Origin of the sequence: Kitasatospora sp. NPDC101447, assembly GCF_044767225.1 — a bacterium.
In the GTDB taxonomy this organism is placed as follows: Bacteria; Actinomycetota; Actinomycetes; order Streptomycetales; family Streptomycetaceae; genus Kitasatospora.
On record NZ_JBIWNL010000001.1, the window covers coordinates 388,455 to 403,630 of the forward strand.

9 protein-coding genes are annotated in these 15,176 nt (G+C 74.4%); 7 read left to right on the top strand and 2 right to left on the bottom strand.

Features of this window, described 5'->3' with window-relative positions:
• The first annotated feature begins 162 nt into the window (after window positions 1-162).
• A complete protein-coding gene (locus ACIRST_RS01680; protein ID WP_402799049.1) occupies window positions 163-2,421 on the top strand; it encodes a discoidin domain-containing protein in 2,259 nt (752 codons plus the stop codon).
• A gap of 133 nt (window positions 2,422-2,554) precedes the next feature.
• Here the strand turns inward: ACIRST_RS01680 and ACIRST_RS01685 are convergent, their stop codons facing one another.
• Window positions 2,555-3,538 carry a PQQ-binding-like beta-propeller repeat protein gene (locus ACIRST_RS01685; RefSeq protein ID WP_402799052.1) on the bottom strand — a complete coding sequence of 328 codons (984 nt, stop codon included), beginning with the start codon at window positions 3,536-3,538 and terminating at the stop codon, window positions 2,555-2,557.
• Between the two features lie 315 nt (window positions 3,539-3,853).
• On the opposite strand from ACIRST_RS01685, the gene ACIRST_RS01690 reads away from it, so the two are divergent.
• A complete protein-coding gene (locus tag ACIRST_RS01690) occupies window positions 3,854-5,920 on the top strand; it encodes an ABC transporter ATP-binding protein (protein ID WP_402799054.1) in 2,067 nt (688 codons plus the stop codon).
• Window positions 5,917-6,564: a 2'-5' RNA ligase family protein gene (locus tag ACIRST_RS01695; protein ID WP_402799056.1), complete on the top strand. Its 648-nt coding sequence runs from the start codon at window positions 5,917-5,919 to the stop codon at window positions 6,562-6,564. The genes ACIRST_RS01690 and ACIRST_RS01695 overlap by 4 nt, the downstream gene beginning before the upstream one ends.
• A gap of 33 nt (window positions 6,565-6,597) precedes the next feature.
• Here ACIRST_RS01695 and ACIRST_RS01700 read toward each other — a convergent pair whose 3' ends face one another.
• Complete coding sequence (locus ACIRST_RS01700; protein ID WP_402799058.1) at window positions 6,598-7,809, bottom strand: polyprenyl synthetase family protein; 1,212 nt, start codon at window positions 7,807-7,809, stop codon at window positions 6,598-6,600.
• A 299-nt stretch (window positions 7,810-8,108) separates the two neighbouring features.
• Here ACIRST_RS01700 and ACIRST_RS01705 point away from each other — a divergent pair, with 299 nt between their 5' ends.
• From ACIRST_RS01705 to ACIRST_RS01720, 4 genes are all read left to right on the top strand, one after another.
• Window positions 8,109-9,053 carry an ABC transporter ATP-binding protein gene (locus tag ACIRST_RS01705; RefSeq protein WP_402799060.1) on the top strand — a complete coding sequence of 315 codons (945 nt, stop codon included), beginning with the start codon at window positions 8,109-8,111 and terminating at the stop codon, window positions 9,051-9,053.
• A 17-nt stretch (window positions 9,054-9,070) separates the two neighbouring features.
• Window positions 9,071-10,420, top strand: coding sequence for an ABC transporter permease (locus ACIRST_RS01710; protein WP_402799062.1), 1,350 nt, complete (start codon window positions 9,071-9,073; stop codon window positions 10,418-10,420).
• Between the two features lie 93 nt (window positions 10,421-10,513).
• Window positions 10,514-13,264, top strand: a complete 2,751-nt coding sequence (locus tag ACIRST_RS01715; protein ID WP_402799064.1) for a bifunctional YncE family protein/alkaline phosphatase family protein — start codon at window positions 10,514-10,516, stop codon at window positions 13,262-13,264.
• Window positions 13,265-13,509: 245 nt separating this feature from the next.
• On the top strand, window positions 13,510-15,174 hold the full coding sequence (locus ACIRST_RS01720) for a phospholipase D-like domain-containing protein (RefSeq protein ID WP_402799066.1): 1,665 nt from the start codon (window positions 13,510-13,512) through the stop codon (window positions 15,172-15,174).
• The last annotated feature ends 2 nt before the right edge of the window (window positions 15,175-15,176 follow it).

The window sequence follows — 15,176 nt, forward strand, 5'->3', positions numbered from 1 at the left end:
ACGGCCCGAGACTCGCCGTCAGGGACGGCCCGGCGTACAGCTGCCCGGGCGACGTCCCCGAGTCGATCCCCGGTGAACCCCGACCGCCCGGTGAGGCGATCCCCCACGGGCCGCTGCCGCGCGCCACCGGAACCCCCACCCACCTCACCTAGGGACATGCCGATGAGGCATTCTTCAGCACGCCCGCGCTCGGTACCGGGCACGGTACTGGGCCTGCTCCTGTTCCTCGTGTCGGCCCTGGCGGTGCCGGCTCCGGCGTCCGCCGCCGGCCCCCGCCCCGGCCCGGCCCCCGCTGCGGCTCGGGCCTCTTCTTCCGGCTCGTCCTCCGGCTCCGGTTCGTCCGCCGGTTCCGGCTCCGGTTCCGCCTCCGCCGACTGCGGCACCGACGACGCCGCGAAGGGCCGGCCGGCCGTCGCCTCCTCCACGGAGAACGCGGGCACCCCGGCAGGAGCGGCCGTGGACGGCGACCCCGGGACCCGCTGGTCCTCGGCCTTCAGCGACCCGCAGTGGCTGCAGGTCGACCTCGGCGCGGTCCGCCAGGTCTGCCGCGTCAGCCTCGACTGGGAGACCGCGTACGGGCGTTCGTACCGGATCGAGGTCTCGGACGACGGCGCGTCCTGGCGCACCCTGTACAGCACCGGAAGCGGGACCGGCGGGACGGAGACCGTGCCCCTCGCCGGCAGCGGCCGCTACGTCCGGATGACCGGGCTGGCCCGGGGCACGAACTGGGGCTACTCCCTGTGGGCGTTCCGGGTGAACACCTCCGACGTGCCCCCGGTCCAGGGCGGCGGCGACCTCGGGCCCAACGTGCTGGTCTTCGACCCCGCGACGCCCGGCATCCAGGCCACCGTGGACCGGATCTTCCACCAGCAGGAGGCCAACCAGTTCGGCTCCGACCGGTACGCGCTGCTCTTCAAGCCGGGCACCTACACCGGCCTCAACGTCCAACTCGGCTTCTACACCTCGGTCGCCGGTCTCGGGCTCAGGCCCGACGACACCAGCGTCAACGGCGACGTCACCGTCGACGCCGGCTGGTTCAACGGCAACGCGACCCAGAACTTCTGGCGCTCCGCCGAGAACCTCGCCCTCAACCCGGTCAGCGGCACCGACCGCTGGGCCGTGGCCCAGGCGGCCCCGTTCCGCCGCATGCACGTCAAGGGCGGCCTCGACCTCTCGCCCGCCGGGTACGGCTGGGCCAGCGGCGGCTACATCGCGGACAGCAGGATCGACGGCACCGTCGGCAACTACTCCCAGCAGCAGTGGTACACCCGCGACAGTGCGATCGGCGGGTTCACCAACGGCGTGTGGAACCAGGTCTTCTCCGGCGTCCAGGGCGCCCCGGCCCAGAGCTTCCCCAACCCGCCCTACACCACGCTGGACACCACGCCGGTCTCCCGCGAGAAGCCCTTCCTCTACCTGGACGGTGCCGACTACAAGGTCTTCATGCCGGCCCGGCGCAGCAACGCGCGGGGCGTGTCCTGGGACGGCGCGCTGCAGGGCGAGTCACGCCCGCTCAGCCGCTTCTACGTCGTCAAGCCGGGGGCGAGCGCCGCGACCGTCAACGCGGCCCTGGCCCAGGGTCTCGACCTGCTCTTCACCCCGGGCGTCTACCACCTCGACCGGCCGATCGCGATCAACCGGCCCGACACCGTGGTGCTGGGCCTCGGCCTGGCGACCCTCGTCCCCGACAACGGGGTGACGGCCGTGCAGGTGGCCGACGTCGACGGCGTGCGGCTGGCGGGCCTGCTGGTCGACGCCGGGCCCGTCCGGTCGGACGCCCTCGTGCGGGTCGGCCCGGACGGTGCCAAGGGCGGCCACGCCGCCGACCCGACCACCCTGCAGGACGTGTTCGTCCGGGTCGGCGGTGCGGGCGCCGGCACCACCACCACCGGCATCGTCGTCAACAGCAACGACGTGATCGTGGACCACACCTGGATCTGGCGGGCCGACCACGGCACCGGCGTCGGCTGGGACGTCAACCCGGCCGACTACGGCCTCGTGGTCCGCGGCGCCGACGTGCTCGGCACCGGGCTGTTCGTCGAACACTTCAGGAAGTACGACGTCGAGTGGTCGGGCGAACGCGGCCGCACGATCTTCTTCCAGAACGAGAAGGCGTACGACGCCCCGAACCAGGCCGCGATCCAGAACGGATCCACGCTGGGCTTCGCCGCGTACAAGGTCGACGACAACGTCACCGCCCACGAGGGCTGGGGGCTCGGGAGCTACTGCTACTTCAACGTGGACCCGACCATCCGGATGGACCACGGCTTCGAGGCGCCGACCCGGGCGGGCGTGCGCTTCCACGACCTGCTGGTGGTCTCGCTCGGCGGCAAGGGCCAGTACAACCACGTCATCGACGGCACCGGTGCCGCCACCTCCGGCAGCTCGACCACGCCGTCGACGGTGGTGGCCTACCCGTAGCCCGTAGCCCGTAGCCCGTAGCCCGTAGCCCGTAGCCCGTAGCCCGTGGCTCATGGCCGGGGCTCATGGCCGGGGTGCGGATCGCGGGGCTGCCGCCCTCGGGTGGCAGCCCCGCAGCGGTGCTTCCACGTCGTCAGAGCCGCCACGCCCGCAGGCTGTTCCGGGTGACGGTCAGCAAGCGCCCGGCACCGAGGTCGTGCACGGCCGCGATCCGGCCGCCGAGCCGTTCCCGCCCGGCCACCCCGCCCCCGGCGTCCAGGCGGAACAACCTTCCGCCCTCCGACGCGAGCACCGTCCCGCCCGCCGTCCCGACCACCCCCTGGGCCGCCGGGGTGCCCAGGCCGGCCCGCCACCGGCGGGTACCGTCCAGCGGATCGACCGTGACGTACCCGGCGCCGGCGGCCCGCACCTCGCGCAGCCACAGCACCCCGTCCACGAGCAGCGGCGCCTCACCCAGCAGCGGGCCCTCGTGGGTCATCAGCAGCTCGGGTCGCCGGCCGTCGGCGCGGAGCGCCACCACCGCGCCCCCGTCGCAGCCCACCGCGCAGCGATCCGCGTCCACCACCGTGAACACGGGACGCCCGTCGGCACCCGTCAACGGCCGGGGGAGTTCCCAGGACGCCGACTCCCGGCCGTCCCGCGGATCGACCAGCCAGGCCCGGGCGCCGTGGCCCAGCAGGAACCCTCCCGCCCAGGCGACCGGCCGCTCCGTCGTCGCCCGCGAACCGCTGCGCCACAGCGGCCGACCGTCCGTCAGGTCGAACGCCGCCAGCGGGGTGTACCCGCGCCAGCCGCCGACGAGCACCACGCCGTCCGCGAGCGCGACCTGACCGGTCCAGTGCTCCACCTCGGCCTGCCAGAGCAGCTCTCCCGTGGTGAGAGCGAGGCAGGCCAGCACATCGCGGTCCTGCGGCAGCACGAGCACCCGCCGGCCCACGACGACCAGCGCCCGCGGCCAGGCCACCGCCGGGACGTCCCACAGCGGCGTGCCGTCCGCCGCCCCCAGGCACACCAGGCGGGTGCGGCGCTCGTGCACCACCACCCGCTCACCCGCGAGCGCCAACTGCGAGTACGCGCCCTGCTGGTGCAGCACCCGCTCCCACAACTCCGTGACCACCGCAGCCTCCCGCCCTCTCCCCACCCGGCCGACGCACGTCGGCGCCCGCCGGAAGGCGAACCGAGCAGGATACGCCCGGGCCGTGCCCGAGCCGACCGCGGCCCGGGGCACGGCGCAGCTCGGCCTCGCCACCGCGCGCCGTCACCCACTCGGGTGATCCGGCCGTGGCCCGGCCCGGCGCGCGGGCGCAGCACGGACACTGGGCATCCCGGCCCTTCCGCACCCGCCCCGTCCTGCGCTGTTCCGCCCCGTCCAGTGCTGACCTGCTCGGCCCTGCCCCCCGCCACCGCCCGTACCCCTGACGGCAGGAGTGCCATGACCGCACCCCGCACGAGCACCACGACGGACCACCCCCCGGTCCCGCCGGCCCCGCCGGCCTCCGAGAGCGAACAGCTGCTGTTCGGCGGCCCGATGCGCTACGACTACGGCTGGGCCCGGCACGAGTTCGCCGGCGCCAAGGTGACGTTCCGGACGGTCGCCCGCCAGATGCCCCGCTTCCTGAAACTGGCCGGGCAGATGGCGTGGGCCGCCGACCGCCTGGCCCTGGTGGCCCTGCTGGCGGCGGAGGTGCTGCGCGGCGTCGCCGCCGCGGTCGCGCTGATCGCCACCAACCGGGCGCTCGGCAGCCTCCTCACCCCGGGCGACGTGACGACGGTCCTGCGCGCGGCGCTTCCGGCGGTCGTCGCCGTCGGTGTCGTCTCCGCGCTGTCGGCGGCACTCGCCGCCGTGTCCGGACTCGCCTCCGGCCGCCTGGAACCGGCCGTGTTCCGGGCGGCCACCGTGGACTTCCTGGGCATCGTCTCCCGCTCGGAGCTGGCGGCGATCGAGGACCCCGAGTTCCTGGCCGAGGTCGACTCCGCCCGCTGGGGCGCCGGATCCATCCAGCACATCATCGGCCAGGCCACCGCCGTCCTCACCGCCCTCTTCGCGCTGGTCTCCGCCGCCGGGGTGCTGTCCGTCCTCCACCCGGCGCTGCTGCCGATGCTGCTGCTCATCACCGCCCCGCGCGGCTGGGGCGCGGTGCGCACCGCCCGCCGCCGCTACCTGTCCACGCAGGCGATGCTCCAGCACAACCGCGCCGGCAGCCTGATCTCGGACATGCTGATCCGCCCGTGGTCCGCCGCCGAGGTCCGGGTGCACGCCTGCGGACCGTTCCTCCTGCGGCACTACGAACAGATGGCCCGCGCGGCCGAACGCGAACAGACCCGGCTGGCCGGGGCGAAGGCCCGCACCGACCTGCTCACCGCGTTCCTGGCCGGGCTCGCCACCACCGGCGCGTTCGCGCTGCTGGGCTGGCTGGTCGAGACCGGCTCGATGCCGCTGGCCGTGGCCGGCACCGCGGTGGTCGCCATCCGCACCGGCTCCGCGTCCATCGGAGGCCTCGTCTCCCAGATCAACGGCCTGTACGAGGAAGGCCTGTTCGTCGCAGACCTGGAACGGCTGCGCCGCGACGGGCACCGCCGCGCGATCCCCGCCGGCGGCACACCCCTGCCCGAACGGCCCGACGAGATCCGGGTCGAGGACGTGTCCTTCACCTACCCGGGCCGCGACACCCCGGCCCTCGACCGGGTCAGCCTCACCGTCCACCGCGGCGAGGTCATCGCCCTGGTCGGCGAGAACGGCTCCGGCAAGTCCACCCTCGCCCACCTCCTGTGCGGCGTCTACCAGCCGCAGCGGGGCCGAATCCTGTGGGACGGCACCGACACCGCCACCGCCGACCGCGCCCACCTGTTCGCCGGCATCGCCCTGCTCGCCCAGAACTTCCAGCGCTGGACACTCACCCTGCGCGCCAACCTCCTCCTAGGCCGCCCCGAAGTCCCCAGCACCCAGGCCCAGTTGGAGGAAGCCGCCGACTACGCCGACCTCGACCCGGTGCTCGCCGACCTCGACCGCGGCTGGGACACCCTCCTCGCCAAGGGCTTCGAAGGCGGCGTCGGCATCTCCGGCGGCCAGTGGCAGCGCGTCGCCCTCGCCCGGCTGCGCCACCGGGTGACCACTCCCGGCCCCGACGGCCGCCTGCCCCACCTGGTCGTGGTGGACGAGCCGACCAGCGCCCTGGACGCCAAGGCGGAGATCCAGGTCTTCGACCGGATCCGCGCGCTGACCGGGCTCGGCGTCAGCGTCGTCCTGATCACCCACCGCCTCGCCGCCACCGCCCGCGCCGACCGCATCTACGTCCTCGACCACGGCCGCCTCATCGAGGAGGGCACCCACGACGAGCTGATGGCCCGGCCCACCGAGTACCGCGAGGCCTACCGGCTGCAGGCCGCCCAGTACGGCATCGGCGACCACCTGCCCCGCCAGACCGCCCCCGCTGCCGACCCCGACCCCGCTCCCGGCCCCGACCCCGCGCCCGCCCCTGACCGCCAGGAGACGACATGAAGCCCTTCCACCCCACCTTCGGCCGCGCCCCCTGGCCGGACGGCCTGCGTGCCCTCCAGGTCTACGCACTGCCCGATCTGCCGCCCGGGTCGGCCCTGCACACCCTCCTCGCCGACCTGCGCAAGGCCCTGGCCGGCTTCCCCGTCGTGCCGGTGCCCGACGAACGCGCGCACATCACCCTCGACATGGTCACCTCCGGCCCGGCCGACAGCTTCACCGACGCCGAACACCGCGATCTGGCCGAGGAGTTGCGGGTTTCGGTGGCCGGGATCGGGCCGCTCCGGCTGCAGGCCGGATCGCCGATCGCCTACCGCACCGGAGTCCGCCTCGACCTCCACCCCGACGGCGAACTCGCCGCCCTCCAGCACCGCGTCCGCGCCGCCGTCCACCGTGTCTTCGGGCCCGACTCCACCGCCTACCCGCTCGGCGTGCTGCACACCACCGTCGCCTACGCGGCCGCCGACACCGACACCGACGAGCTGGCGCAGGCCGTCCACCGGGTCCGGCCCGGCCACGCCCCGTTCACGGTGCGCCGGATCATCGTCAACGAGGTGTTCTGGCAATCCGTCCCGGTGCCCGGCACCGCCCTGCCCGGCCGGCGGATCTGCTGGGACACCCTCGCCACCATCCGGCTCGACGGGTAGGCCCTCGCCTGCTTCCGAGGAGCGCCGGAGGGATCAGCGGGGTCGGCGGGCGTGGACGGCGTGGTGGCCGAGGGTGCGGAGGCGGGCGGTGTCCGGGGTGGCGGGCAGCAGCGGGGCGAGCGTCCGCCAGGCGTCGGCGCACAGCCGGTCGGCGTCGCGTTCGCTCGCCGTGACGGCGCCGCACCGCAGGAGGGCGTCGCGGGCCGCGTGGATGTCGGCCTCGGGTGCGCCGCCGTCGCGGACCGTGGTCCACAGGGCCTCGGCGGCGGGGCGGGGGAGCAGGGTGGCCGCGTGGGCCAGCGGCAGGGTGACCTTGCCGTTGCGCAGGTCCTCGGCCACGTTCTTGGTCAGGGTGCCGCGGTCGTCCGTGACGCCGCGCAGGTCGGCGACGTCGTCGGCGATCTGGTAGGCGGTGCCGATGGCCGTCCCCCAGTCCAGCAGTGCCCGGCTGACCGCCGCGTCGGCGCCGGCCGCGATCGCGGCGATCTCGCAGCACGCCCCCACCAGGGCACCGGACTTCAGCCGGTGGGTGGCCAGCACCAGCCTCCGCAGCGGGCCGCTGTCGCCGGCGGCCAGCGCCTGGTCCATCTCGCGGCGGTGCCCCTGGATGTCGAGGGCCTGCCCGGCGTGGGCCGCCCGCAGCGCGGCGAGGAGGACCTCGCGCATCCGGCCCTGCAACGCCGGGTCGTCGGGGGCGCACAGCCCGACGGCCCGGTCGAAGGCGAAGTAGGCGCTGGTCCCCGCGGTCAGGGCGGCGGGCAGGCCGTACACCTCGTGGGCGGCCGGTCGCGCCCGGCGCAGCGCCGATCCGTCCTGGACGTCGTCCACGACCAGGGAGCCGGTGTGGGCCAGTTCCAGCGCGGCCGCCAGGACGCCGAAGCGGTCGCCGTCGCCGCCGAGCAGGTCGACGATCTGCAGCAGCAGCGCGGGGCGCCAGCGCCGCCCGCCCGCCTCCACCATGTGCCGCACCGGTTCGGCGAGCGCCCGGTGCAGCCGCCGGTCGAGGGCCTGCGCCGTGTCGGCCGGCAGGCCGCTGCGGTGTCCGTCCGGGAGCCAGACGGCCAGCCCGGCGGGCGCGGGCGGGCAGAGCCGGTCCAGGTGGTGTCCGATCCGGTCGGCGCCGGCGGCCTGTTGTCCGGCGGCCTGTTGTCCGGCGGTCTGTTGCCCGGCGGTCTGCTGACGGACGGTCTGCTGTCCGGCGGGCGTACCGTCCGCGGACGGTACGACGGGCTCGGTGGATGCCATGACCATCTCCTCACCATAGAGTTGGGCGCCGGGAAGACGGTGGATGCGGCGGCGGACGGCGCGGGCGCGGAACCACTGTCATCCGTATGCCCGGCCCGCCGGCCGTCCTTCCCGGGCGGCGCGCGAGGCGACGCCGGACGGAACGCGGTCGCACGACTCCCGACGCCGGCGCGGCAGGTCCGGGTGGCCCCCGCCCCGGGCGAGCGCTGCCTTCTGGTGTTCCCCCGGTGTTCAAGCACACGCTCCTGACGGCGCCCCGTCAAGGCCCTACGGTCCCTGGGGAACTGCGAGAAGGAGCCATGGACGAGACGCAACCGGCCGTACGCGCACGTGGTTTGACGAAGTGTTTCGGTGATGTCGTGGCGCTCGACGAGGTCGCGCTGGAGCTGGCGCCCGGGCGGATCCACGGGCTGGCCGGGCCGAACGGCGCCGGGAAGACGACGCTGCTGGGGCTGCTGCTCGGGCTGGCCGTCGCCGACGGCGGCGAGCTGCAGGTGCTGGGCAGACCGGTCGGCCGGGCGTCGGCGGCGCCGTACGGGGTGGCCGGATTCGTGGACGGCCCCGGGCTGTACCCGTCGCTGACCGCCCGCCGGAACCTGGCCGCGCTGGCGGCGCTGCGCGGGCAGGGCACGGCGGCCGGGCGGGTCGACGAGGTGCTGGCCGAGGTCGGGCTGACCGACGTCGCCGACGACCGGGTACGGGGGTTCTCGCTGGGCATGCGGCAGCGGCTCGGGCTGGCGGCGGCGCTGCTGACGGAGCCGCGGCTGCTGGTGCTCGACGAGCCGTCCAACGGCCTTGACCCGGCGGGCAAGCACCACGTGCACCGCGTGCTGCGGCGGCTCGCGGGCGAGGGCGTGACCGTCGTGCTGTCCAGCCACCGCATGGACGACCTGGAGGCGCTCTGCCACGAGGTCACGATCCTCGCGACCGGGCGGGTCCGCTACTCCGGCCCGCTGGACGCCCTGGCGGCCGGCGGCCGCGCGGCGGACCACCGGCTGCTCACCTCCGATCCGCCGACCGCCCGGCAGGTCGCGATCGGCGTCGCGGGCGTGCGGGTGCTGCCGGCGGCCGGGGTGTGGCGCGGCGCCGAGGCCCTGGTGGTCCGCGCGTCGGGCCGGGCCGTCGAGGAGTTGGTGGCCGCGCTGGTGCGGGCGGAGGTGCGGGTGCGCGAGGTCGTGCCCGTGGTCCCGCCGCTGGAGGCCGCGTACCTCGCCCTGACCGAGCACCCGGAGGCCAAACCGTGAGGACGTCCGTCGCGCGCGTGAGCACCGCCCGTACGCCTGCCGCCGGCCGGGTGCCGGTGGGCCGGGTGTACCGCTTCGAGCTGGTCAAGCTGGTCTCGCAGTGGCGGATCCGGCTGCTGGTGCTGGCCTGTTGGACGGCTCCGGGGCTGTTCGTGGCCGCGGTGGCCCAGCAGGGGACGCTGCCCTCCGACACGCTGTTCGGCCGCTGGATGCACGCCACCGGCTGGGCCGGTCCGCTGGTGGTGCTGGGGTTCGCGGGGACGTGGGCGCTGCCGCTGCTGACCTCGGTGGTCGCGGGCGACGTCTTCGCGGTCGAGGACCGGCTCGGGACGTGGCGGCACCTGCTGATGACGGTCCGCTCGCCGGGGCGGATCTTCGCGGCGAAGGCGACGGCGAGCGTCACCGTGATCGTGCTGCTGGTCGCCGGACTGGCGGTATCGAGCACGGCGGGCGGGCTGGCCGCGGTCGGCAACGATCCGCTGGTCGGCGTCGACGGGCACCTGCTGGCGCCGTCGGACGCCGCCGGGCGCGTGCTGCTGGCGTGGGGCTGCGCGCTGGCGCCCACGCTGGCGCTGGCCGCGATCGGGCTGCTCGGCTCCGTCCTCCTGGGGCGGTCGCCGATGGGGCTGCTCGTCCCCGCACTGGCGGCCGTCGCGATGCAGCTCGCGCAGATGCTGCCGCTGCCGGTGGCGCTGCGTCTCGCCCTGCCCGGCTACGCCTTCGTCTCCTGGGACGGGCTGTTCGCCGCCCCGGCGCGGCTCGACGAGCTGCTGGTCGCCGTCGCGGTCAGCCTGCTGTGGGCCGCGGTGGCGACCGCGCTGGCCCACCGGGTGTTCGTGCGGCGGGACTTCACCACCGGCCACGAGGACGGCGGGGGGCGCCGCGCGCTCGGCTACGGGGTGCTGCCGCCGGCCGGGCTGCTGGCGCTGGCCTTCGGCGCGCTCGCCCTGGCGACGCCCTCGACGGGGTCCGGGATCTCGCAGGCGAAGGTCCAGCACTCGGTGGCCACGGTGTTCGCGCACCTGTACCGGCTGCAGACCGACCAACTGCACCGCCCCGCCGTCACGGAGGCCCAGCTGCGGGTCTCGGCGGCGTGCGAGCGGGGTGACGGGCAGGTCGATCCGGAGGGGCCCGGCAACGACTGGCGCTGCGTCGTCACCTGGCACCTGCCCGGCACCGACGCGCCCGGGACGGCGGTCTACCAGCTCGACGTCGCGGCGGACGGGCGCCTGGTGGCCGACGGCGACGGACCGAAGGACGTGAACGGCTACTTCCTGGTGCACACCCCGGGCGGCGACGCGCCGAACCCGCTCTGGCAGTTCGACGGCCGGATCGAGCTGCTCCCCTCGGCGACGACCCCCGACTGACGCGACCACGGCGAAGAACCGGCGAAACCGGATGCACCCCGCAGAACCAGACCGACCCGATGAGCTCGACGAACCCAACGAAGGGCTGACGCCATGCAGGTAACGCGACGTCGACGTCCCCAGAAGGAGCACTTCGTCCTTCTCGGCCGCCGCGTGGGCCGCCGTGCCACGCTCGCCACGGCATGCATCACGGCCGTCGCCGTGGCCACGGGCACGGCTTTCGCGACCACCCAGCAGTTCGGCACGGACCAGGTCGGCCAGGTCACCGCCGACGGTCAGGTGATCTCCAGCGACCAGTACATCGCCCCGTACGGGAGCCGGCAGGTCATCGACAACGGCAAGCTGATGGGGTCCGCGGTCAGCCCGGACGGCGCCCACCTGGCCGCCTCGGTCGCCGACGGGGACGCGGCGCTGGTCGTGGTGGACCTCGGGACCGGGAAGGTGCAGCAGCGCGTCGGCAGCGCCAAGGCGGACGAACTGCACATCCCCAGCGGTGCGGTGGGCCAGGAGTCCCCGGTGTACTCGCCGGACGGCAAGCAGCTGTGGCTGGGCCAGCTCGACGGCTACACCAGGTTCACCGTCAACGCCGACGGGTCCCTGGCCGCCCCGGTGGCGGTGCCGATACCCGCGGACGGCGACAAGCACGCGCTGGCGTCGGGGGCGGTGTTCTCCGCCGACGGCTCGACGGTCTACGCGGCGGTCAACGGGCAGAACCGGGTGGTCGCGATCGACGCGGCGACCGGCGCGATCGGGCACAGCTGGACGGTGGGCAACGCCCCGCGCGGCATCGCGCTGGTCGGCCACAAGCTGTACGTCGGCAACGAGGGCGGGCGCCCGGCCACGGCCGACGACGACACGCTCAACTCGTACGGCACCCAGGTGCCCGCCGATCCGGAGACCGGCGCCACGACCACCGGCACGGTCGGTGTGATCGACCTCGCCGACCCGGCCGCCGCCGTCGCGACCGTGGCCGTCGGCCTGCACCCGACGGCGCTCTACGCCAAGAACGGCGTCCTGTTCGTCACCGACACCGGCAGCGACGCGGTGTCGGTGATCGACACCCGGCACGACAAGGTCGTCCAGACGATCTCCACCAGGCCGTGGCCGGAGGCGTCGGTCGGCTACGAGCCCACCGCCGTGACGCTCACCGACGACGGCCGCCTGCTGGTCACCCTGGGCCGGGCCGACGCGGTGGCGGTCTACCGCTTCGCCGGTGCGCAGGAGCCGGTGAGCTACGTCGGCCTGCTGCCCACGGACTACTTCCCGGCGGAGGTCACCACCGTCGGGTCGAAGGTGGTCGTCTCCAACACCCGTGGCATCGACGCGCGGCGGCCGAACGGCACGGGCGCGCACAAGACCCACGACACCACCTCCAGCCTGACGCAGTTCACCCTGCCGAGCGACCGGGAGATCCGCTCCCGGACCGCCCAGGTGTTCCGGCAGAACGGCTGGACCAACGGCGCGGTCAAGACGGCGAACGGACACCGGGCGAAGCCGGTGCCGGTGCCGAACCGGATCGGCGACCCGTCGCCGATCAAGCACGTCTTCCTGATCGTCAAGGAGAACCGGACCTACGACCAGGTCTTCGGCGACGTCGCGAAGGGCAACGGTGACCCGACGCTGGCCCAGTTCGGCGCGAACGTGACGCCGAACCAGCACGCGCTGGCCGAGCAGTTCGGGCTCTACGACAACACCTACGACATCGGCACCAACTCCGCCGAGGGCCACAACTGGCTGATGCAGGCCGACAACCCGGAGTACACCGAGTCGTCGGCGGGCGAGTACGAGCGCAGCTACGACACCGAGGACGACGCCCTGGGCCACCAGCGGACGGGCTTCCTGTGGACGGGCGCGCAGGCGGCCGGCCGGACGGTGCGCGACTTCGGGGAGTTCCACCAGTTCCTGACCAAGCCCGACGGCGCGAGCTGGCAGAACCTGTACTGCGACGCCAGGACGATGGACGCGACCGGCGCGGGCAGCGCCTACCCGCTGGAGTCCTCCTCGCCGATCCCGTCGCTCAACAGCGTGTCGGTGCCCGGCTTCCCCAAGTTCGACACCGCCGTGCCGGACCTCTACCGCTACCAGATCTGGAAGCAGGACTTCGAGCAGAACGGCCCGGCCGACCTCAACATGCTGTGGCTCTCCAGCGACCACACCGGGGGGCCGGCGGGCCCGGCCGCGCAGGTCGCCGACAACGACCTGGCGACGGGCCGGATCGTGGACGAGATCTCGCACAGCGAGTACTGGAAGGACTCGGCGGTCTTCGTCGTCGAGGACGACTCCCAGGCCGGCCTCGACCACGTGGACGGCCACCGCGCGCCGATCCAGATCATCAGCCCCTGGGCGCAGCACGGCGCCGTCGACAGCCGCTACTACTCGCAGATCACCGTGGTCCGCACCATCGAGCAGATCCTCGGGATCCGCCCGATGAACCAGAAGGACAGCGCGGCCAGCCCGATGGCCACGGCCTTCACCACCGAGCCGGACTACACGCCGTTCACCGCGGTGCCCAACCGGACCTCGCTGACGGACGGCCTGAAGACGCCGCCCGCGTGCGGCGTCGACGTCCCCGCGGCGCAGGACGTCCGCGCGGCGGCGGTGCCGGCCACGACCGCGCCGCCGGCGGCCGAGCAGGCCGTCGCCGCCCAGTGGGAGGCCTGGAAGTCGCAGCAGCGGCTGACGGGCGCGAACGCCGTGCCGGACCACGCGAACCCGGCGCAGATGGAGCACCTGGTCTGGTACCAGACGCACAACTGGACCACCCCGTACCCGGGGGAGAGCGGGATCCACGCGCCGAACGACGTGCCGGGCGCGTACCTGCCGTCCGCGGAGAGCGACGGCTGATCCCGTTCCCTCGGCCGGTCCGGACCCTCTCGGCCGGTCCGGACCCCTCCCGCCGGGGAATTTCGATCATGCCCCGGACCGGTCAACTCCGGCCCGGGGCGCGGTCGTTCCCGCCTGTGCGGCCGCCCGCCGCGAGCGCGCCGGGCCGGCTTTGGCAGGATCCTGACACCGACTCAGGTTACCCTTGGGTAATTCAAGGATGTCGACCGGGTGAACATTCCCGGCCCCTCATGAAGGACCCGTACGTGCTCGATCACCAGTCCCGCCGTTCCGGCCGCCGTCTCGCCGGTTCGGCGCTGGCCCTCGTCGCCGCCGTCTGCGCGCTCCCCGCCGCCCCGGCGTTCGCCGACCCGGCCCCCGTCCCGGCCCCGACCGCGCCGCCCGCCGCCACCCCGCACCTGGACGCGGTGGAACGGACGCTGCGTCAGGTGTCCCCCGGCCTGGAAGGGACGGTGTGGCAGCGGACCGAGGGCAACCGGCTCGACGCGCCCGCCGACGACCCGGGCGGCTGGCTGCTGCAGACCCCGGGCTGCTGGGGCGACCCCTCCTGCACCGAGCGCACCGGAACCCGCCGGCTGCTCGACAAGATGCGCGAGAACATCTCGCGCGCCACCCGGACCGTCGACATCTCGACCCTCGCGCCGTTCCCGGACGGCGCCTTCCAGGACGCCATCGCGGCCGGCCTCAAGGCCTCGGTGGCCGCCGGGAACGCGCCGCACGTGCGGGTGCTCGCCGGGGCAGCGCCGCTGTACAACATCACCGCGCTCCCCTCGAAGTACCGGGACGACCTGGTGGCCAGGCTCGGTGACGCCGCCGGCCGGGTCACCATCGAGGTCGCCGCGATGACCACCGCCAAGACCGCGTTCTCCTGGAACCACTCCAAGCTGCTGGTCGTCGACGGGCAGAGCGTCATCACCGGCGGGATCAACAACTGGAAGGGCGACTACCTCGACACCGCCCACCCGGTCACCGACGTCGACCTCGCGCTGAACGGCCCGGCCGCCGCCTCCGCCGGCGCCTACCTGGACACGCTCTGGGACTGGACCTGCCGCAACACCGGGGTGTTCTCGGCCGCCTGGTTCGCCTCCACCAACGGCGCCTCCTGCACCCCCGACCTGGAGAAGCGGGTCAACCCGCCGGCCGGCCGGGTGCCCGCCACCGGCGGCCTCTCGGCGCTCGCCGTCGGCGGCCTGGGCGTCGGGATCCGGGACAAGGACTCCGCCTCCGCCTTCCGACCGGACGCGGTGCCCGGCGTCGACGGCGTCAAGTGCGGCCCGATCGGCCTGAGCGACCGCACCAACGCCGACCGCGACTACGAGACGGTCAACCCGGAGGAGCCCGCCCTGCGCGCGCTGATCGCCAGCGCCGGCAGCCGCATCGACATCTCCCAGCAGGACGTCACCGGCACCTGCCCGCCGCTGCCCCGCTACGACGCCCGGCTCTTCGACCTGCTCGCGGCGAAGATGGCCGACGGCGTGAAGGTCCGCATCGTCGTCAGCGACCCGGCCAACCGGGGCGTGGTCGGCAGCGGCGGCTACTCGCAGATCAAGTCCCTGAACGAGATCAGCGACACCCTCGCCGCCCGCCTCACCGCCCGCCTCGGCGACCCGGCCAAGGCCAAGTCGGCGATGTGCAGCAACCTCCAGCTGGCCCCGTTCCGCGCCGCCCCCAGCTCGGCCTGGGCCGACGGCCACCCGTACGCGCTGCACCACAAGCTGGTCTCGGTCGACGGATCCGCCTTCTTCATCGGCTCGAAGAACCTCTACCCGGCCTGGCTGCAGGACTTCGGCTACGTCGTCGAGGACCGCGCCGCCGCCGCGCAGCTCGACCAGCGCCTGCTGGCGCCGCAGTGGCAGTACTCGCAGGCCGCCGCGACCGTCGACTACACCCGCGGCATCTGCCAGGGCTGACG